General features: G+C 60.6%; 23 protein-coding genes. 10 read left to right on the forward strand and 13 right to left on the reverse strand.

Annotated elements, in window-relative coordinates; all coding sequences use genetic code 11:
* Positions 1–16 precede the first annotated feature (16 nt).
* The 5 genes from modC to AC07SI_RS04005 all read right to left on the reverse strand — a co-directional run bounded on the left by modC (position 17) and on the right by AC07SI_RS04005 (position 4,707).
* Positions 17–1,096 carry a molybdenum ABC transporter ATP-binding protein gene (modC, locus tag AC07SI_RS03985; RefSeq protein WP_065905460.1) on the reverse strand — a complete coding sequence of 360 codons (1,080 nt, stop codon included), beginning with the start codon at positions 1,094–1,096 and terminating at the stop codon, positions 17–19.
* Between the two features lie 5 nt (positions 1,097–1,101).
* Positions 1,102–1,782, reverse strand: coding sequence for a molybdate ABC transporter permease subunit (gene modB, locus AC07SI_RS03990; protein WP_065905459.1), 681 nt, complete (start codon positions 1,780–1,782; stop codon positions 1,102–1,104).
* Positions 1,783–2,541 (reverse strand): molybdate ABC transporter substrate-binding protein, encoded by a 759-nt coding sequence (gene modA / locus AC07SI_RS03995; protein ID WP_065905458.1) that lies wholly within the window; start codon positions 2,539–2,541, stop codon positions 1,783–1,785. It lies immediately after the preceding gene.
* Between the two features lie 119 nt (positions 2,542–2,660).
* Positions 2,661–3,719 carry an NAD(P)H-dependent flavin oxidoreductase gene (locus tag AC07SI_RS04000; protein ID WP_495005166.1) on the reverse strand — a complete coding sequence of 353 codons (1,059 nt, stop codon included), beginning with the start codon at positions 3,717–3,719 and terminating at the stop codon, positions 2,661–2,663.
* 109 nt (positions 3,720–3,828) lie between these two features.
* The gene (locus AC07SI_RS04005) at positions 3,829–4,707 is read right to left on the reverse strand and encodes an alpha/beta fold hydrolase (RefSeq protein ID WP_495005167.1); all 879 of its coding nucleotides are present in this window, start codon (positions 4,705–4,707) and stop codon (positions 3,829–3,831) included.
* Positions 4,708–4,881: 174 nt separating this feature from the next.
* On the opposite strand from AC07SI_RS04005, the gene AC07SI_RS04010 reads away from it, so the two are divergent.
* On the forward strand, positions 4,882–5,472 hold the full coding sequence (locus AC07SI_RS04010) for a CGNR zinc finger domain-containing protein (RefSeq protein ID WP_495005168.1): 591 nt from the start codon (positions 4,882–4,884) through the stop codon (positions 5,470–5,472).
* On the opposite strand, the gene ada is transcribed toward AC07SI_RS04010, so the two are convergent.
* From ada to AC07SI_RS04030, 4 genes are all read right to left on the reverse strand, one after another.
* Positions 5,469–6,515 carry a bifunctional DNA-binding transcriptional regulator/O6-methylguanine-DNA methyltransferase Ada gene (gene ada / locus AC07SI_RS04015; protein ID WP_495005169.1) on the reverse strand — a complete coding sequence of 349 codons (1,047 nt, stop codon included), beginning with the start codon at positions 6,513–6,515 and terminating at the stop codon, positions 5,469–5,471. The genes AC07SI_RS04010 and ada overlap by 4 nt on opposite strands.
* A gap of 75 nt (positions 6,516–6,590) precedes the next feature.
* The gene (alkB, locus tag AC07SI_RS04020; protein WP_065905453.1) at positions 6,591–7,256 is read right to left on the reverse strand and encodes a DNA oxidative demethylase AlkB; all 666 of its coding nucleotides are present in this window, start codon (positions 7,254–7,256) and stop codon (positions 6,591–6,593) included.
* 3 nt (positions 7,257–7,259) lie between these two features.
* Positions 7,260–7,427 (reverse strand): hypothetical protein, encoded by a 168-nt coding sequence (locus AC07SI_RS04025; protein ID WP_098467678.1) that lies wholly within the window; start codon positions 7,425–7,427, stop codon positions 7,260–7,262.
* Positions 7,428–7,452: 25 nt separating this feature from the next.
* The gene (locus tag AC07SI_RS04030; protein ID WP_065905452.1) at positions 7,453–7,755 is read right to left on the reverse strand and encodes a DUF1883 domain-containing protein; all 303 of its coding nucleotides are present in this window, start codon (positions 7,753–7,755) and stop codon (positions 7,453–7,455) included.
* Positions 7,756–7,967: 212 nt separating this feature from the next.
* Between AC07SI_RS04030 and AC07SI_RS04035 the strand changes: the two genes are divergently transcribed.
* The 4 genes from AC07SI_RS04035 (at position 7,968) to AC07SI_RS04050 (ending at position 10,349) form a co-directional block, all read left to right on the forward strand.
* Positions 7,968–8,318: a hypothetical protein gene (locus AC07SI_RS04035; protein ID WP_065905451.1), complete on the forward strand. Its 351-nt coding sequence runs from the start codon at positions 7,968–7,970 to the stop codon at positions 8,316–8,318.
* Positions 8,319–8,481: 163 nt separating this feature from the next.
* Positions 8,482–9,129, forward strand: a complete 648-nt coding sequence (locus AC07SI_RS04040; RefSeq protein ID WP_495005170.1) for a c-type cytochrome — start codon at positions 8,482–8,484, stop codon at positions 9,127–9,129.
* Complete coding sequence (locus AC07SI_RS04045) at positions 9,126–10,040, forward strand: c-type cytochrome (RefSeq protein WP_495005171.1); 915 nt, start codon at positions 9,126–9,128, stop codon at positions 10,038–10,040. Before AC07SI_RS04040 ends, AC07SI_RS04045 begins: the two co-directional genes overlap by 4 nt.
* 78 nt (positions 10,041–10,118) lie before the next feature.
* Positions 10,119–10,349 (forward strand): hypothetical protein, encoded by a 231-nt coding sequence (locus tag AC07SI_RS04050; RefSeq protein ID WP_495005172.1) that lies wholly within the window; start codon positions 10,119–10,121, stop codon positions 10,347–10,349.
* Positions 10,350–10,360: 11 nt separating this feature from the next.
* Here AC07SI_RS04050 and AC07SI_RS04055 read toward each other — a convergent pair whose 3' ends face one another.
* A complete protein-coding gene (locus tag AC07SI_RS04055; RefSeq protein ID WP_495005173.1) occupies positions 10,361–10,642 on the reverse strand; it encodes a hypothetical protein in 282 nt (93 codons plus the stop codon).
* A 144-nt stretch (positions 10,643–10,786) separates the two neighbouring features.
* Positions 10,787–10,972, reverse strand: coding sequence for a hypothetical protein (locus AC07SI_RS04060; protein ID WP_016969599.1), 186 nt, complete (start codon positions 10,970–10,972; stop codon positions 10,787–10,789).
* Between the two features lie 309 nt (positions 10,973–11,281).
* On the opposite strand from AC07SI_RS04060, the gene galU reads away from it, so the two are divergent.
* Complete coding sequence (gene galU, locus AC07SI_RS04065) at positions 11,282–12,121, forward strand: UTP--glucose-1-phosphate uridylyltransferase GalU (protein WP_003173830.1); 840 nt, start codon at positions 11,282–11,284, stop codon at positions 12,119–12,121.
* A 105-nt stretch (positions 12,122–12,226) separates the two neighbouring features.
* A complete protein-coding gene (gene gorA, locus AC07SI_RS04070; protein WP_106803785.1) occupies positions 12,227–13,585 on the forward strand; it encodes a glutathione-disulfide reductase in 1,359 nt (452 codons plus the stop codon).
* On the opposite strand, the gene AC07SI_RS04075 is transcribed toward gorA, so the two are convergent.
* Entirely contained in the window at positions 13,586–14,593 is a 1,008-nt protein-coding gene (locus AC07SI_RS04075) for a DNA-binding protein (protein ID WP_495005174.1), read from the reverse strand.
* 170 nt (positions 14,594–14,763) lie between these two features.
* Here AC07SI_RS04075 and AC07SI_RS04080 point away from each other — a divergent pair, with 170 nt between their 5' ends.
* From AC07SI_RS04080 to ahpF, 3 genes are all read left to right on the forward strand, one after another.
* Entirely contained in the window at positions 14,764–15,696 is a 933-nt protein-coding gene (locus tag AC07SI_RS04080; RefSeq protein WP_495005175.1) for a site-specific integrase, read from the forward strand.
* Between the two features lie 133 nt (positions 15,697–15,829).
* Complete coding sequence (gene ahpC, locus AC07SI_RS04085; RefSeq protein ID WP_010210361.1) at positions 15,830–16,393, forward strand: alkyl hydroperoxide reductase subunit C; 564 nt, start codon at positions 15,830–15,832, stop codon at positions 16,391–16,393.
* Positions 16,394–16,520: 127 nt separating this feature from the next.
* Entirely contained in the window at positions 16,521–18,086 is a 1,566-nt protein-coding gene (ahpF, locus tag AC07SI_RS04090; RefSeq protein WP_065905443.1) for an alkyl hydroperoxide reductase subunit F, read from the forward strand.
* Between the two features lie 62 nt (positions 18,087–18,148).
* Here the strand turns inward: ahpF and gloA are convergent, their stop codons facing one another.
* A complete protein-coding gene (gloA, locus tag AC07SI_RS04095) occupies positions 18,149–18,670 on the reverse strand; it encodes a lactoylglutathione lyase (protein ID WP_201144555.1) in 522 nt (173 codons plus the stop codon).
* Between the last annotated feature and the right edge of the window lie 16 nt (positions 18,671–18,686).

Here is an 18,686-nt window from a genome sequence, read left to right on the forward strand (position 1 = left end):
CGTGCCAAAAGGTTTTTTACGCGAGCACCGCCACCGCCTTGATCTGTGCCCACAGCCGCTGGCCCGGGTGCAGTTGCAGTTGATCGCGGGAGAACCGCGTGATCCGCGCGAGCAGCGGCGTGCCATCGGCTTCCAGGCGCACCAGCACGTGGGCACTGTTGTCAGCGGGGATTTCCTGGGTGACCGTGACCGGCAGGCGATTGAGGATGCTGCTGGCTTCCTCGGCTTGCAGGCTGAGGCTCACATCCCGCGCCTGCACCTTGACCCGCAACGCCTTGCCCAGCGCCAGCGGCGCATGCGCCACGCGCAGGTGCTGGGCACTGTCCGGCAGTTGCAGCGTGAGCAATTGGTAATGATCGTCGTAGGCGCTGACGCTGCCGTTGATGACCACGCCGGCGTCGTCGCCCAACGCCATCGGCAGGTCGAGACGCGCCAGGGTTTCGCCAATCGGGCCGCTCGCCAGGGCCTTGCCGTCGCTGAGCAGCACGATGTGATCGGCCAGGCGCGCGACTTCATCCTGGGCATGGCTGACGTACAGCACCGGGATGTCCAGTTCATCGTGCAGGCGTTCCAGGTACGGCAGGATCTCGCCTTTGCGCTTGCTGTCGAGCGCGGCCAGCGGTTCGTCCATCAACAGCAGGCTTGGGCTGGTCAGCAATGCACGGGCGATGCCGATGCGCTGGCGTTCACCGCCGGACAAGTGCTGGGGATGGCGATCCAGCAGATGGCTGATCCCGAGCAATTCGCTGGCCTGGGCCATATCGACCCGCCGCTGCGCGCGCGGGATGCGCTTGAGGCCAAACTCCAGGTTCGCCCGTACCGACAAATGCGCAAACAGGCTCGCCTCCTGGAACACGTAGCCAAGGGCCCGTTTGTGCGGCGGCACGAACAGCCCGGTGCGGCTGTCCTGCCAGACTTCATCGTTGATCTGCACAAAGCCCTCTTCGGCACGCTCCAGCCCGGCGATACAGCGCAGGCAGGTGGTCTTGCCGGAGCCGGAATGCCCGTACAGCGCCGTCACGCCGCGCCCGGGCAAATGCAGGTCCACGTCCAGCGCAAAGCCTGCGTATTTCACATTGAGGCGCACATCAATCATCGGTATCAGCTCCAGCCCATCTTGGATTTACGGCTGGAGTAGAGCGCCAGCAACACGAGGAACGCGAACACCACCATGGAGCCGGCCAGCCAGTGGGCCTGGGCGTATTCCATGGCTTCGACATGGTCGTAGATCTGCACCGAGACCACGCGGGTCTTGTCGGGGATATTGCCGCCGATCATCAGCACCACGCCGAATTCGCCGACGGTATGCGCGAAGCCGAGGATGGACGCGGTGATAAACCCCGGGCGTGCCAGGGGCAGGATCACGGTAAAGAAGGTATCCCACGGGTTGGCGCGCAAGGTCGCGGCCACTTCCAGCGGGCGTGTGCCGATGGCGGAGAAGGCGTTCTGCAACGGCTGCACCACAAACGGCATGGAATAGATCACCGAGCCAATCACCAGCCCGGCGAAACTGAAGGTCAGGGTACCCAGGCCCAGCCATTGAGTGAACTGGCCGAAGTAGCCATGGGGGCCCATCGTCAACAGCAGGTAGAAACCAATCACCGTCGGTGGCAGCACCAACGGCAAGGCCACGACTGCCCCAATGGGGCCGCGCCACCAGGAGCGTGTGCGCGACAACCACAGGGCAATCGGAGTGCCGATGACCAGCAGGATCACGGTGGTCAGTGACGCCAGTTTGATGGTCAGCCAGATAGCGGAAAAATCGGCACTCGACAGCGGCATTTACTGGGCCAGCTCGTAGCCGTAGGACTTGATCACCGCAGCGGCTTTCGGGCCTTTGAGGTACTCGACCAGGGCTTTGGCAGCGGCGCTGTCCTTGCCTTTGTTGAGGATCACTGCGTCTTGCTTGATCGGGTCATGCAGGGACGCCGGCACGATCCAGGCCGAACCGCTGGTGACTTTGCCGTCCTTGTAGATCTGCGACAGTGCGACGAAACCCAGCTCGGCATTGCCGGTGGAGACAAACTGATACGCCTGGGTGATGTTCTGGCCTTCGACGATCTTGTCCTTGACCTTGTCGGTCAGGCCTTCTTTGGCCAGCACTTGGGTCGCGGCAAGGCCGTAAGGTGCAGCTTTCGGGTTGGCGATGGACAGGTGCTTGAATTGGTTTTTCTTCAGCACTTCGCCCTTGGCGTCGACGTAACCTTCCTTGGCCGACCACAATGCCAGGGTGCCCACGGCGTAGGTAAAGCGCGAGCCTTTGACGGTGTCGCCTTCGGTTTCAAGTTTTTGCGGGGTAGTGTCGTCGGCACTCAGGAACACTTCGAACGGCGCGCCGTTCTTGATCTGGGTGTAGAACTGCCCAGTGGCGCCGTAGGCTGCGACCAGCTTGTGGCCGGTGTCTTTTTCGAAGTCGGCGGCAATCGCCTGGATCGGTGCGGTGAAGTTGGCGGCAACGGCCACCTGGACTTCATCGGCGTGGGCCGAACCGAAGGCGAGGGCGGCGACCAGCATGGCCAGGCGTGAGGCGTGAATCTTCATGAAGCAGCTCCTTGAGGATTGTACGGCTTGTTATAGGGAGAAGGCTTAACCGCTATGTATGGGAATATATAGCGGTTGGCCATTGCCGGTACAGTGCAAAGTTGCTTCAGCTGCTGCCGCTAGTTGAGCTTGGCCAGGGCCTGTTCGGCCAGTTCGCGGGTCAGTTCGTATGTGGGGGTTTCCTTGCCCAGGCGTAATGCCTGGCCCGCCCACAGGTTGCTGAACCCTGCTTCGTCCTTGGCCTTGAGCGGGATCAACGCGCCGCCGGACGTGGGAAATGCCGGCGCTGCCGGGTTGATCGCCCCCAATTCACGCATCACGCGGTTGACGATGCCTCGCGCCGGGCGGCCGGTGAAGAGGTTGGTCAATGCGGTTTCGCTGGCCTGGGCTGTGCGCAATGCATGGTGGTGGGAGGCGCTGACGTTGGCTTCAGGGGTGAACAGGTAGGCGGTGCCAATCTGGACGGCCGAAGCACCGAGGGCAAATGCCGCGACAATCCCGCGCGCATCCCCAATCCCCCCGGCGGCAATCACCGGCACGCTGACGGCGTCGACGATTTGCGGCAGCAGCGCGAACAGCCCGATCTGGGTATTGAGGTCGTCGCTGAGAAACAACCCACGATGGCCGCCGGCCTCGATGCCCATGGCGATGATGGCGTCGCAGCCGTGCTGTTCCAGCCAGATCGCTTCTTCAACCGTGGTGGCAGACGACAGCACTTTCGCGCCGGTGGCTTTTACCCGGTCCAGCAGAGATTTTTCCGGCAAGCCAAAGTGAAAACTCACCACCTCGGGGCGAAACGCTTCGACCACCTGGCACGCGGCTTCGTTGAACGGCTCACGGTTGGACACCGGTGTCGGCGCATCGAAATCGGCACCCAGTTCGCGGTAGTAGGGTTCCAGCAGCGCTTTCCAGCGCCTGTCACGGGCGGCGTCGGCCGGGGGCGGCTGGTGGCAGAAGAAATTCACGTTGAGGGCGCGCGTACTGGCTTGGCGGATAGTGCTCAGAGCCTCGCGCAGTTGCTCGATGCTCAGCGCCGCAGCAGGCATCGAGCCCAGTGCGCCGGCGTTGCTGGCGGCAATCACCATGGCGGTGGTGGTAGCTCCCGCCATCGGGGCCTGGATGATGGGTACGTCGATGCCCAGCAGGTCGAGAATGCGCGTGTCTGGCCAGGTGCTCATGGGGTGCGTCTCCAGCGATAGTGAGGCTTTGCGCTGTTTTAGCAGGGCCCTTGGCACCCGGCCAGTCTGTTTTATTCACTGGACGAAGCGGGCGTTTCGTGGTGCGCCATCAGTTGATGGCATCCCCCAGCACGGCATGGATACGCTCGGCGATATGGCTGGCATGGGTTTCCAGGGCAAAGTGGCCGGTATCCAGCAGTTCGACCACCGCGTTCGGGTTGTCGGTTTTATACGCGTGGGCGCCAGGCGGGATGAAGAACGGATCGTTCTCGCCCCAGATCACCAGCGTCGGGACTTGAGTGGCCCTGAAGAACGCCTGGAAGTCCGGGTACAGCGTGAGGTTGTTGCGGTAGTCGAGGAACAGGTCCAGCTGGATTTCGTCATTGCCGGGACGCTGCATCAGCAACACGTCGAGCATGTAGGACTCGGGGGCAACCCATTCCGGGTGGTCTACACCGTGCAGGTATTGGTAGCGCGTGCCTTCCAGGCTGATTACCGCATTGCGAATCACCTCGCGATTGGCCTGGCTCGGCTCGGCCCAGTAAGCCTGGATCGGTGCCCAGGCATCACCCAGGCCTTGCAGGTACGCGTTGCCATTTTGCGAGACCAGCGCGCTGACCCGCCCAGGGTGCGCGACTGCCAGGCGCAGGCCGACCGGTGCGCCGTAATCGAAGACATACAGCGCGTAGCGGCTCAACGCCAACGCATCGACAAAATCCCCCACGGTAGTCGCCAGGTTGTCGAAGCTGTAGACGTACTCGCGTTCATCCGGCACCTCGGTGAAGCCGAAGCCGGGGAGGTCCGGCGCGATCACCCGATAGCGGCTGGCGAGCAGCGGGATCAGGTTGCGGTACATATGCGACGAGCTGGGAAAACCGTGCAACAGCAGGATCACCGGGGCGCCAGGGTCGCCGGCTTCGCGGTAGAACATGCGTACGCCATCGACGTCGACGTGATGGTAGTGAACAACGGGGGCATGCGTGGTCATGGTGAGTACGCCTCTTGTAACTTGATAAAATTGATATACGGGTTACCTTCTTAAGAAGCTGCGCTTAAAAATGTAACCTGTCAAATAGTTTTATCAGGTTAGTGTTTTGTCGTTAGTAACTATCCAGACGAGCCAATAGCGGTTACCATTCCAGCGCTCTCAAGAGGATCGACCATGGCCATTTCCCCACCCCCTGCCGTCCCGCTGGAACCCTACGTGCTCGCCGATGACCCGGTGCTGGACATGCTCAATACCCGCGCCAATGTCGATGGCCAGCCTTTCGAGTTCTGGCAACACGATGCGGATGTCGAGCGTTGGCTGGTGCGTTTGGGATGGGTCGAGGAGGGTCGCGTGCCGACGTTCGAGCACGGGGCTTTGCTCGCGGCGGCCTTGAAGTTGCGTGAAGTGATTCGGCTGTTACTCGAACAGCGCAAGGCCGGTTCGCAAGGCGACCCAGAGCCCCTCAACGGTTTCCTGCGCAAGGCCGTGAGCCATCCGCAATTGGCGTGGCCGGCGCCCGGTGAACTGCGGCTGGAGCGTCAGCGCAAACTGCAAACCGCTGAACAATTTCTCGCACCGATTGCCGAGGCGGCTGCAGGTTTGCTGGTGGGTGGGGATTTCAACCTGATCCGTACCTGCGAACATCCGGAATGCGTGCTGTGGTTTTACGATCGCACCAAAGCCCACAAGCGCCGCTGGTGCAGCATGGCGTTGTGTGGCAATCGGCATAAGGTTGCGCAGTTTCGCAAGCGCCACTCGCTCTAGACTTCGCTTTCGCGCGCAAGCAACTGGCGTTTACGCTCGACGCCCCAGCGGTAGCCCGACACATCGCCATTGCTGCGCACCACGCGATGGCAGGGGATTGCCACCGCCAGGCTGTTGGCCCCGCAGGCCTGGGCCACGGCACGAAACGACTTGGGTGCGCCGATACGCTCGGCGATCTGCGCATAGCTGGCCGTGCTGCCCACCGGAATCTCGCGCAGGGCTTGCCAGACCCGTTCCTGAAACGCCGTGCCGCGCAGGTCCAGCGGTAAGTCCAGGCCCAGCGCGGGCGCCTCGATAAATCCGATCACCTGGGCGATCAGTTGCTCGAAACGGCGGTCGGCGCCGACCAGGTTGGCCTTGGGGAATTGATCCTGCAGGTCACGCACCAGTGCGTCCGGATCATCTCCGAGCAGAATGGCGCACACGCCGCGCGTGCTTTGCGCCACCAGGATGGCGCCCAGCGAGCACTGGCCGACGGCGAACAGGATCTCGCTGTTGGTGCCCCCGGCCTTGTAGTCGCTGGGCTTCATACCGAGCAACCGGTTGGCCGACTCGTAAAAGTGGCTGTTGGAATTGAAGCCTGCGTCGTACAGCGCGTCCGTTACCGAATGCTGGCCCTTGAGACCATCGCGCACTTTGCGTGAGCGGTGGGCGCTGGCGTAGCCCTTGGGGGTCAGGCCGGTCACGCTTTTGAACACGCGGTGGAAATGAAAAGCGCTGAGGCCGGCCTGCGCCGCCAGCGTGTTGAGGCTGGGCGCGGTGTCGGCCGACTCGATGTGCCGGCACGCATCGGCCACCACTTGCGCGTGGTGCGCAGCCAATTGCGTCTGGTCGCCGGCCGCGCGTTTGCTCGGGCGATAACCAGCAGCCTCGGCGTGTGCAGCAGTGTCGAAGAACTCGATATTTTCCGGGCGCGGCAACCGCGAGGCGCTGCTGGGGCGGCAATACACGCCGGTGGTCTTCACGCCGTAGACGAACAGCCCATCGGCCTTCGGGTCGCGGGCGAGAATGGCAGCCCAGCGCGGGTCTTGTTCGGTAGTCATGCTCGGCACTCTTGACGGATTCTGGCCAGATTAGCCCTGCCGCGAGGGCCTGGCACTCCGAAGCTTGCGGTCAAATCAGCCGGCGGCGCGAAAGGTCAGGTTGATGCGCTGCGGGCCCATGACCGGATGTACGCCTTCCTTGATCGGCATCACCCCATGAAAGCGCAGGCGATCGACGCCGCCCCAGACCACCACGTCGCCATGGAACAGCGAAATCTTCTGGGTCTTGCCGCTGCGTTCATGGCCACCAAACAGGAAAATCGCTGGCAGCCCCAGGGAGACCGACACTACCGGTTCACTGTAGCGGCGTTCGTTTTTGTCCTGGTGCAGGGACATCTTCGCGCCGGGCACATAGCGATTGATCAGGCAGGCATCCGGCCTGAAGTCGACGAAGCCGGCGTCTGCCGCGGCTTCCATGGCCAATTGGCGCAAGGTCTCCGGCATGGACGGCCAGGGCTGCTGGCTCCGCGGATCGAGGGGGGTGTAGCGGTAGCCGGTCGCGTCGGTGGTCCAGCCCAGGTCGCCGCAACTGCTCAAGGCCGCCGACATGGTGAAGCCGCCGGGCGTGACCATCTGCCGAAACGGCGATTGTGCCAGCACGCGGCGCAGCTCTGGCAGCAGTCGCTCAATCCAGGGCAGGGCGTAGCCCCTAAGGACGTAGGACTCTTCGCCGATCTGCTCGCGCCCAGCCGGTTGCTGCAGGGCGTCATCGGCGAACAGGTCGGCGGTGGGGCCGGGCATGGCTTACAACGCCTTGCTCACATTGATGTCGGTGATTTCATCACTGGCATCGTGGATTTTGGCCAGGGCTTGTTTGGCCTCCTCCACGCTATTGGTGTGCAGTTGCGCGAATTCGAAGCGGCGTTCGCCGTTGAGTTTGTACTTGATGACGTATTTGGTAGTGGCAGTCACGATCATTTCCTGGAAAGGGTACGGGTCAGCTCAGTTTCGAACTGGTACGGCGCACGATGCGAATCTTGTGCGACAGCGCGGGCTTCTTGGTGACGCTGATCGCGCGGCGTGTGACCACGTCGAGGGTAATGTTCCAGAACCCTGTGCTCGGCGCGGTGATCTTGGCAGGGAATTTGTCGAAGGCGCCACCGTGGTAGGTATGGCGGCCGCCATTCTTGAAGCTGCGAAAGTTCGCATCACTCATCAGACGAATATTACAAGTCTGCGAGCATTCGATGACGACAATGTCTCCCTCGTTGAGGTGCTCGCGCTGGTGGATGAATTTCATGCGGGTGTCTCCAGAAGGGCTTTTTCTGAAAAATCAGAACGATACGTAGGTTAAGATGGAGTTTATCAGCCCCAGCGCGTTTATTATCGGCCCGTGTTCGACCGCGTCGACAATTTAAAACAGTTATTTACCGAGTTATCAGGGATAAATCCTACTTGGGCGGGAGAAATTTACCATCCCCGCTGTCGTAGGGTCTTTATCGGAGGTTTTATATGAAGTGGAGTGTGTTGGTTCTGGCCTTGGCGATAGGTGGGTGTGCTTCGGTTGCAGATATCAAGCAGACGCCGCCGACATTGGCTGTCATCTCAGGGAAAAAACCGCAGGAATATGCCGCTTGTGTCGTGCGCAAATTGTCCACCACGCGCCGACCGCCACAGATTGAGCCGCATAAGGACGGTGTCCAGGTCATCGTGCCGCAGAAGTTCTCGGCGGATCCGTCGGCCATTTTCGAGATCGAAGAGCGCTCCAGTGGCAGCAGCATCAAGCTCTACGAGAGCATGTCCAACGTGCCTATTCGTCCGGGTGACGTGAAGAAGGCTGGCGAAGAGTGCATTTCCGGCTGAAACCGGCCCTTTACCCCGCAAGTTCGAATTCGATAAAAGCCTGACCCTGCCCCTGGCAGCGTCAGGCTTTTTTTTGGGTGTTGTTCCTACGCGTTCATTCCCCTACCATTTGTAGGCTTATGCCATAAATGCCTAAGCATATAACTATAAAAATGGAGTCGTGATGATGTCATTGGAACGCATGCTGATGGGCAGCGCGCTGCTGTTGATGTTGGGCAATGCCCACGCGCTGGACGGGAACAAGATTTTTACCGAGGGAGGATCGCAGCCGGGCGCCATGCCCTGTGTCGCCTGTCATGGCGCTGACGGGCTGGGCATGGCGGCTGCGGGCTTTCCCCGCTTGGCCGGTTTGCCGGCAGCGTACCTGCGTAAACAGCTGGAAGACTTCAAGAGCGCCAGTCGCAGTCATCCGGTGATGCAGCCGGTGGCGAAAGCCCTGACTGACGCGGAAATCGATGCGGTGAGCCAGGCCTTGGCCGCGATGCCCGCGCCTGCGCCGACCTTGGCGCAGCGCAGCGAAATGCCGAGCAACTCCGCGCAGAAGCTCGCCCTCCAGGGCGCATGGGAGCGGCAGATTCCGGCCTGTGTCAGTTGTCATGGACCGGCCGGCAGCGGCGTCGGCGATGCCTTTCCGCCGTTGGCCGGCCAGCCTGCGGCTTACCTGAAGGCGCAATTGTTGGCTTGGCAGGGCGGTACCCGACACAACGATCCGAATGATCTGATGGGACACATCGCCAAATCGCTGACGGCAGAAGAGGTACAGAGCGTGGCCGAGTATTTCGCGGCGCTCAGCCCGGAGGTGAAGCCATGAAAGCCTTTATGTTGCTCGGAATGCTGGTCGTGTTGCCCGCGCATGCCGCGACCATCGCCATGGAAGACCAGTCGCAACTTCAACCGGCGACCGCCCACCCGCCAGCCGCGCCTTTCCAGCCACCCCAGGAAAGCGAACTGCCTGACAACGCCTACGGCAAGCTGGTCCGGCAAGGCTACGCGTTGTTCGTCGATACCCAGCGGCTCGCGCCACAGTTTGTCGGCAACGGCCTCAATTGCAGCAATTGCCACCTCGACCAGGGACGCCTGGCCAATTCGGCGCCGTTGTGGGGCGCTTACCCGATGTACCCGGCCTATCGAAAGAAGAACGACAAGGTCAACACCTTTGCCGAGCGCTTGCAGGGCTGCTTTCAGTTCAGCATGAATGGCGGTACGCCGCCCGCAGCGGACAGCCCCGAGATCACTGCGCTGTCGGTGTACGCCTATTGGTTGGCCAGCAAGGCGCCCTTGGGCGTCGAGTTGCCGGGGCGCGGCTATCCCGACGTGGCGCAACCGGCCAAAGGTTACGACCTGGCGCAGGGCGCGCAGGTGTACAAAGGGCAGTGTGCGGTGTGTCATGGCGCCGAAGGGCAAGGGCAAAAAGTCGGTGACAGCTACGTAATGCCGCCGCTCTGGGGTAAGGATTCCTACAACTGGGGCGCGGGCATGCACCGAATCAACACGGCGGCGTCCTTCATCAAGCACAACATGCCATTGGGCAAGGGCGGCAGCCTGAGCGATCAGCAGGCGTGGGATGTGGCGGCCTACGTCAACAGCCATGAACGGCCGCAGGACCCGCGCCTGATCGAGGGCTCGGTGGAGAAAACCCGGGTGAAGTTTCATGCCAATGATGGGGTCAATCTCTACGGGCAAACCGTAGATGGCGTGCTGATCGGGCAGGGCATCCGTTAAACTGTCGGCCATTCACTGCAAAAATGCCGCGCAACCCCTGGGTTTGCGCGGCATTGGTCTTTTCCTGGAAATAATCTCATGAAGCGCGAACACGTCAGAGCTCACCACGCCGAGGGTCAGATCTCGGCCACCCATGTCATCCAGAATCCCGCCGACCTGGGCGATTGGATCGTATTCTTCAAGAAAAGCGGCGGGCGCAGTTTTTTCCTGGTCGATGATCAGGATGAGGTCGAGTCATTCGAGCGCCTGGATGACCTGATCGAGACCATTCGCGGCCTGGGCATCAAGTTCGCCGAAATCCACATGTAGGGCACGCGTGCCTACTTGCACACCACCACGACGCTGCGGCTCTTGAAGTTGCCGACATCCTTGCCCAGGGTCTTGTCGTCCTCGCTCAGCGCAGGGGTGCCTTCGGTACCGACGATGCGGTAGCCGGTGCCGGCGCAGGACGCATCAGCCTTTTCGTAGCAACTGGCCCAGGAGTTGGCCTCGCCGGAGCAGTCGATGGTCAGGCCTTGTTCACCGTTTTTCAGGTAGACGTCAGAGGTGGTGGTGCAGCCGGCCAGCGCCAGTACCGCAGTCAGTGCCAGGATCTTGTTCATGTGGGTTCGTCGTCAAAGGGTGTTGGGAGGGGCGCGCTGACAGTGTCGTTGGGCGTTTTCGGCAGATTATAGCGATCTGCCACCTAGGTACAGACAATCGCAAAAAAGCCCCGTTCAACGGGGCTTCTGGTCGTGTCGCGAGCCTTACTTGCCTTTGGGGCGCTTGCTCGACGCGTGGCCAGCTTCGTCCACAAACACTTCGGCTACCGCAATCGCTTCACGCTCGGTCGCGAACGTCCCTGCGACGCTGTCTCCGTGGAAGTTGATCAAGTGCCAGCCATCTGCTCGCTGAGTGATCAAGTAGCCGTTCACGCCTTTTGGTTCTGACATCTATTAAGAATCTCGTGGTCTGGTTCAAGGGCCTAATGATAGCGCCAAATGTCGCGGGTCAGCGCAAGTTATTCTAGGTCAGTGTTACGGGTTGAAAAGCGTGCTAAAAAGGTTGCAGGCCTTGGTGACGACAAGGTGCAGGCAGTTTTTGCCGTGTTGGTGATAACGCTCTTCGTAAGATAAGCGGAACTTACGCTGACATTTTTTCTCTATGTTGACATCGCAACGCCAGCAGGACCCATTGTAAGGTGACTGCGGCCTGATTAGACTGCGCCGAATTCGTACGCACAGCCCTTTGTAAGGACCCATATGATCAAGAAATGCTTGTTCCCAGCAGCCGGTTACGGCACTCGCTTCTTGCCAGCGACCAAGGCCATGCCCAAAGAGATGCTGCCGGTGGTGAACAAGCCACTGATTCAGTACGGCGTCGAAGAGGCACTGGATGCCGGTCTGAACGAAATCTCCATCGTGACTGGCCGTGGTAAGCGCGCGCTGGAAGACCACTTCGACATCAGCTACGAGCTGGAAAACCAGATCAAGGGCACCGACAAGGAAAAATACCTGGTCGGTATCCGCAAACTGCTCGACGAGTGCTCGTTCTCCTACACCCGTCAGACCCAGATGAAAGGCCTCGGCCACGCCATCCTGACTGGCCGCCCGCTGATCGGTGACGAACCGTTCGCCGTGGTCCTGGCGGATGACCTGTGTGTCAACCTGGAAGGCGACGGTGTGCTGACCCAGATGGTCAAGCTCTACCAGAAGTACCGCTGCACCATCGTTGCAGTCATGGAAGTGAACCCGACCGAAACCAACAAGTACGGCGTTATCGCCGGCGACGACATTGGTGATGGCCTGATCCGCGTTCGCGACATGGTTGAGAAGCCAGCACCGGAAGATGCGCCATCGAACCTGGCGATCATCGGCCGTTACATCCTGACCCCGGACATCTTCAAGTTGATCGAAGAAACCGAGCCAGGCAAAGGCGGCGAGATCCAGATCACCGACGCCCTGCTCAAGCAAGCCAAAGACGGTTGCGTGATTGCCTACAAATTCAAAGGCCAGCGTTTCGACTGCGGTGGCGCTGAAGGCTACATCGAGGCGACCAACTTCTGCTACGAGCACTTCTACAAGACTGGCAAGGCTTACTGATTCACGGTAAGCGTCGCCTGCTCTAAAAAAGCCACCTTCGGGTGGCTTTTTCGTTTTTCAGCCCCATGTAAGTCGGTATGCTGATGTCCTGCCGAGGAGAGTGAAATGGCCTACGATTTTGACCTGTATGTAATTGGCGCCGGTTCCGGCGGTGTTCGCGCGGCGCGCTTTGCTGCGGGCTTTGGCGCCAAGGTGGCCGTGGCGGAAAGCCGCTACCTGGGCGGTACCTGCGTTAACGTCGGCTGCGTGCCGAAAAAACTGCTGGTCTACGGCGCGCACTTTGCCGAGGATTTCGAGCAAGCCAGCGGTTTCGGCTGGTCGCTGGGTGAGGCGAACTTTGACTGGGCGACGCTGATCGCCAACAAGGACCGCGAGATCAATCGCCTCAACGGCATTTACCGTAATCTGCTGGTCAACAGTGGCGTGACGCTGCATGAAGGGCATGCGCGCCTGGTGGATCCACACCAGGTGGAAATCAATGGCGAGCGCTTCACCGCCAAGCACATTCTGATCGCTACCGGTGGCTGGCCGCAGATTCCGGAGATTGCCGGCCGTGAGCACGCAATCGGTTCGAATGAAGCGTTCTTCCTCAAAGAGCTGCCCAAGCGCGTGCTGGTGGTGGGCGGTGGCTACATTGCCGTCGAGTTCGCCGGGATTTTCCATGGCTTGGGTGCGCAGACCACGCTGCTGTACCGCGGTGACCTGTTCCTGCGCGGCTTCGACGGTTCGGTGCGCACGCACCTGAAGGAAGAGTTGACCAAGCGCGGCCTGGACCTGCAATTCAATGCCGACATCGAACGCATCGACAAACAGCCCGATGGCAGCCTCAAGGCTACGCTGAAAGACGGCCGTGTCCTGGAAGCTGATTGCGTGTTCTACGCCACCGGCCGCCGCCCGATGCTGGACAACCTGGGGTTGGAGAACACCGCGGTGAAGCTCGACAAGCGTGGCTTTGTCGAAGTCGACGACCTGTACCAGACCGCTGAATCATCGATCCTGGCAATCGGCGATGTGATCGGTCGTGTACAACTGACGCCGGTGGCCCTGGCCGAAGGCATGGCCGTGGCGCGGCGCTTGTTCAAGCCTGAGCAGTATCGCCCGGTGGATTACGCGATGATCCCGACGGCGGTGTTCAGCCTGCCCAACATCGGCACCGTTGGCCTGACCGAAGAGGAGGCCAGGGACAAGGGGCATAAGGTCCAGATCTTTGAAAGCCGCTTCCGTCCGATGAAGCTGACCTTGACCGATTGCCAGGAGAAAACCCTGATGAAGTTGGTGGTCGATGCCGACACCGACAAGGTGCTGGGCTGCCACATGGTCGGCCCGGATGCCGGGGAAATCGTGCAAGGTCTGGCGATCGCGCTCAAGGCGGGCGCGACCAAGCAGCATTTCGACGAGACCATCGGCGTGCATCCTACGGCGGCGGAAGAATTCGTCACCATGCGCACGCCTGTGGCCAACTGATCAGGCGTTGGGTGTTGCCTCTGGCGTCGTTGCAACGACGGCGGCCAGGCGCAACGCCTCTATCGTCGCCTGGGCCTTGATCAGGTCCAGTTCCAGGGTTTTATGGTTGTGTTGCTGTTCGGTCAGCGCGTCCTGGCGTGACTGGCTTTCCAGCACGGCTACGCGCAAACGCTCTTGCAGCAGCGTGCGTTCGCTATCAATCAGGCTGACCTGTTCGCTCAACGCGAGCTGTCGAGCCTGATCCTTGCGGCTTTGCTCCTGCAAGGCGCTCAGCTCCTTCGCCGTGACCCGGTGCTCGATCAATAGCCGCTCATTGTCGCGGTGCAACTGGGTGATTTCATCCTGACGCACCATGGCGCTTTGCTGGGCCTGGCGCAATTCGGCTTGCAGTTGTTGCAGCTGGCCCTCGTGGCGGCGCTGTTCCTGTTCGCGCTGCTCCTTGATGGCGTTGCGGTAGTGCTCCAGCGCATCGCGGGCGTGCAGGTGCTTTTCTTCCAGTGAACGAATCTGTTCGTCCTTGTCATTGATGCGTAGCTCGTAATCGCTGCAGGCCTGGCTGAGCCCGGCGTTGCGGGTTAGCTCAGTCTGCAGGCTGGTGCTGGCGGTTTGCAGGGCTGCGCTTTCTTCCGCCAGGGCCGCGGCCTGGATATCAAATTGCTGCTGGAGCTGGCCTTGGGCTTCTTCAAGCGCCTCTACTTGGGCGAGCAGGGCGGTTTTCTGCTGCTCGAACTGCGCCAGGGCCAGGTCGATGGGCTCCTGGGCCTTGTCTTTCAGGCGCTGGGCCAGGCGCGCGACCAGCTCGCCAAGCTCGTCATCAATCGGCGCCTCGGTAATGGTGAGGCGGCTTTCACTGTCGTCCAGCTCCTTCAAATAGCGATGAATCGTGGTTTTCGAGCCGGTATTGCCCATTTCGATGCGTACTGCATCGATGCTGGGGTTTTCGCCACGGGCGAGGATTGCCAGGCGTGCCGTTTGAACTACTGCTTTGTTGATGCCGCCGCGAGCCATGGGGTCTCCGTCGATTTAATACTGTGGTATGTAGTATGTATATACGTACTATAACATGAATGAAATCGCCTTTAAATTCATGATTTAACAGATGGGATATTGGCGTATTATCCCGTGTCATAGCCGTTTTGGTTGCCGACACACCCCATAGCCGTACGAATAGGCCCTGCATGAGCGATCTGGATCGTTACCTCAACGCGGCGACCCGCGATAACACGCGCCGCAGCTATCGCGCGGCGATCGAGCATTTCGAGGTGAGTTGGGGTGGGTTCCTGCCGGCCACCAGTGACAGCGTCGCGCGGTATCTGGTGGCGCATGCCGGGGTGCTGGCAGTCAACACCCTGAAGCTGCGGCTCTCGGCGTTAGCGCAATGGCACACCAGCCAGGGGTTTCCCGACCCGACCAAGGCGTCGGTAGTGCGCAAGGTGCTCAAGGGCATCCGCGCCGTGCACCCTGCGCAGGAAAAGCAGGCTGAGCCGCTGCAGCTCCAGCAACTGGAGCAGGTGGTGGCGTCTCTGGACGCCGAGGCTGCCCGCGCCAGCGCCGATCAGGATCAGCCGCGCCTGCTGCGCGCCAAGCGCGACACCGCGCTGATCCTGCTGGGCTTCTGGCGCGGCTTTCGCAGCGATGAGCTATGCCGCCTGCAGATCGAACACGTACGCGCCACCCCCGGCGCGGGTATCAGCCTGTATCTGCCGCGCAGTAAAAGCGACCGCGACAACCTCGGCAAAACCTACCAGACCCCGGCGCTGCTGCGCCTGTGCCCGGTGCAGGCCTACAGCGAATGGCTCAGCGCCTCGGCCCTGGTGCGTGGTCCGGTGTTTCGCGGGATTGATCGCTGGGGCAACCTGGGCGAGGAGGGCTTGCACCCCAACAGTGTGATTCCACTATTGCGCCAGGCGCTGGAGCGCGCCGGCCTGCCTGCCGAGCAGTACACCAGCCACTCGCTGCGGCGCGGCTTTGCTACCTGGGCGCATCGCAGCGGCTGGGACTTGAAGTCATTGATGAGTTACGTCGGTTGGAGCGACATGAAATCTGCCGTGCGCTATGTTGAAGCGACGCCCTTTCTCGGCATGACCTTGGCGACGCAACCGCTGCTTTGAGATTTCTTCTATTAATACAGTTACCTGATAGGGAAAACCAATCGTCAGCATCAGGTTTGCCAATGAGCCAACCGCCGAGAAGGTGGGTAGGATTCACCTCATCAACTTCTTAACCCCTGACGGAGAGTCAACGATGCCTATCATCAACAGCCAAGTAAAACCGTTCAAAGCTACCGCATACAAAAACGGCAACTTCGTAGACGTGTCGGACGCTGACCTGAAAGGCAAATGGTCGGTAGTCTTCTTCTACCCAGCCGACTTCACCTTCGTTTGCCCAACCGAACTGGAAGACCTGGCTGACAACTACGCCGAATTCCAGAAACTGGGCGTCGAAATCTACAGCGTTTCCACCGACACCCACTTTGCCCACGCTGCCTGGCACAACACCTCGCCAGCCATCGGCAAAATCCAGTACACCATGATCGGCGACCCAACCCTGACCATCTCGCGCAACTTCGACGTGCTGATCGAAGAAGCTGGCCTGGCAGACCGTGGCACCTTCGTGATCAACCCAGAAGGTCAGATCAAGATCGTTGAGCTGAACGACGGTGGTGTTGGCCGTGACGCTTCCGAGCTGCTGCGCAAAATCAAGGCTGCCCAGTACGTTGCTGCCCACCCAGGCGAAGTGTGCCCAGCCAAGTGGAAAGAAGGCGAAGCCACCCTGGCTCCGTCCCTGGACCTGGTCGGCAAGATCTAAGTCTGTGAAGTATCAAGGGCGGGTTTCCGCACTTAAGTAAGCTGCATCCGCCCTCAAAACGCCCGGGCGAGATTCGCTCGGGCGTTTTTTTGTCTGCAATAAACCGAATTAATAGGAAATCGCCCGTATGTTGGACGCCAATCTTAAAGCTCAGTTGAAGTCATACCTGGAACGGGTCACCCAGCCGATCGAGATCGTCGCCTCCCTCGACGACGGTGCGAAATCCCAGGAAATGCTGGCCCTTTTGCAAGATGTAACCAGCCTCTCCACGCTGATTACCCTGATCACCGATGGCAACGATGCGCGCAAGCCTTCGTTCTCCATCAACCGCCCGGGTGCCGATATCAGCCTGCGTTTCGCCGGCATCCCCATGGGCCATGAATTCACTTCGTTGGTGCTGGCCCTGCTGCAAGTCGGTGGCCACCCGTCGAAGGCCAGTGTCGAAGTGATTGAACAGATTCGTGCGCTCAAAGGCGAGTTCAGCTTCGAGACGTACTTCTCGCTGTCGTGCCAGAACTGCCCGGACGTGGTCCAGGCGCTGAACCTGATGGCCGTGCTCAACCCGAACATCCGCCACGTCGCCATCGACGGCGCGCTGTTCCAGGCTGAAGTCGACGAGCGCCAGATCATGGCGGTGCCAAGTGTCTACCTCAACGGTGTGAACTTTGGCCAGGGCCGTATGGGCCTCGAAGAAATCCTCGCCAAGCTCGACACCAGCGGCATCGAAAAGGCTGCCGAAAAAATCAGCGCCAAAGACGCCTTTGATGTGCTGGTGGTCGGCGGTGGCCCAGCCGGTTCTGCGGCGGCTATCTACGCCGCACGTAAAGGTATCCGCACTGGTGTAGCGGCGGAGCGTTTCGGCGGCCAGGTGCTGGACACCATGTCCATCGAGAACTTCATCTCGGTGCAGGAAACCGAAGGCCCGAAACTCGCCAGCGCCCTCGAGGCCCACGTGCGTCAGTACGACGTGGACATCATGAACCTGCAGCGCGCCAGCAGCCTGGTACCAGCGAAAAATGCCGGCGACCTGCACGAAATCCGTTTCGAAAGCGGTGCGACGCTGAAGTCCAAGACCGTCATCCTGGCGACCGGCGCGCGCTGGCGCGAGATGGGTGTGCCAGGCGAGCAGGAATACAAAGCCAAGGGCGTATGCTTCTGCCCGCACTGCGATGGCCCGCTGTTCAAGGGCAAGCGCGTGGCGGTGATCGGCGGCGGTAACTCCGGCGTTGAAGCGGCCATCGACCTGGCCGGTATTGTCAGCCACGTGACCTTGCTCGAGTTCGACAGCAAGCTGCGCGCCGATGCGGTTCTGCAGCGCAAGCTGTACAGCCTGCCCAACGTTGATGTGATCACCAGCGCGCTGACCAGTGAAGTCAAAGGTGACGGCCAGAAAGTGACCGGCCTGGCCTACAAGGACCGTGACAGCGGCGAGTTCAAGACCATCGACCTGGAAGGCATCTTTGTCCAGATCGGCTTGCTGCCTAACACCGACTGGCTCAAAGGCACCGTCGAGCTGTCGCCCCGTGGCGAGATCATTGTCGACGCCCGTGGCGAGACTTCACTGCCAGGCGTATTCGCCGCCGGTGACGTCACGACCGTGCCGTACAAGCAGATCGTGATTGCCGTAGGCGAGGGCGCGAAGGCTTCCCTGAGCGCTTTCGATCACCTGATCCGCACCTCCGCCCCGGCGTAAATCCGGCGCCGCAAATGAAAAACCCCATGAGCGATCATGGGGTTTTTTATTGCGTGGGGCTTTTACAGCGGCGCTGGCTGAATGATCTCGACCCAGTACGCGTCCGGGTCCTTGATGAACGCCAGGCTTTTCATGCGGCCATCGCTCAGGCGTTTCTGGAAGTCGCAGCCCAGAGCTTCGAAGCGTTCGCACGCGGCCACGATATCCGGCACCGAGATGCAGATATGGCCAAAACCACGCGGGTCGGTATTGCCATTGTGGTAGGCGAAGTCGGCGTCGTTTTCGGTGCCGTGGTTATGGGTCAGTTCGAGGATGCCCGGGATCGACTTCATCCATTCGGTCCGTTGTGCGGCATCGGCCGGGATCTGGGATTTGTCGACCAGGGCCAGGAAGTACAGGCTGAATTCGGCTTCCGGGAAGTCGCGTTTCTCAACCAGGGAAAAACCCAGGACGCGGGTGTAGAAATCCAGCGACTTGGTGATGTCCTTGACCCGCAACATGGTGTGGTTGAACACAAAGTTTGCAGTGGCGGTGTCAGGTTGGGCGGTGACGCCCGGGAAGGTGTTCAATTCGTGCAGGCTCATGGGCCCTCCAGAAAAA

It is taken from the genome of Pseudomonas sp. GW821-FHT05D12 (genome assembly GCF_059419825.1).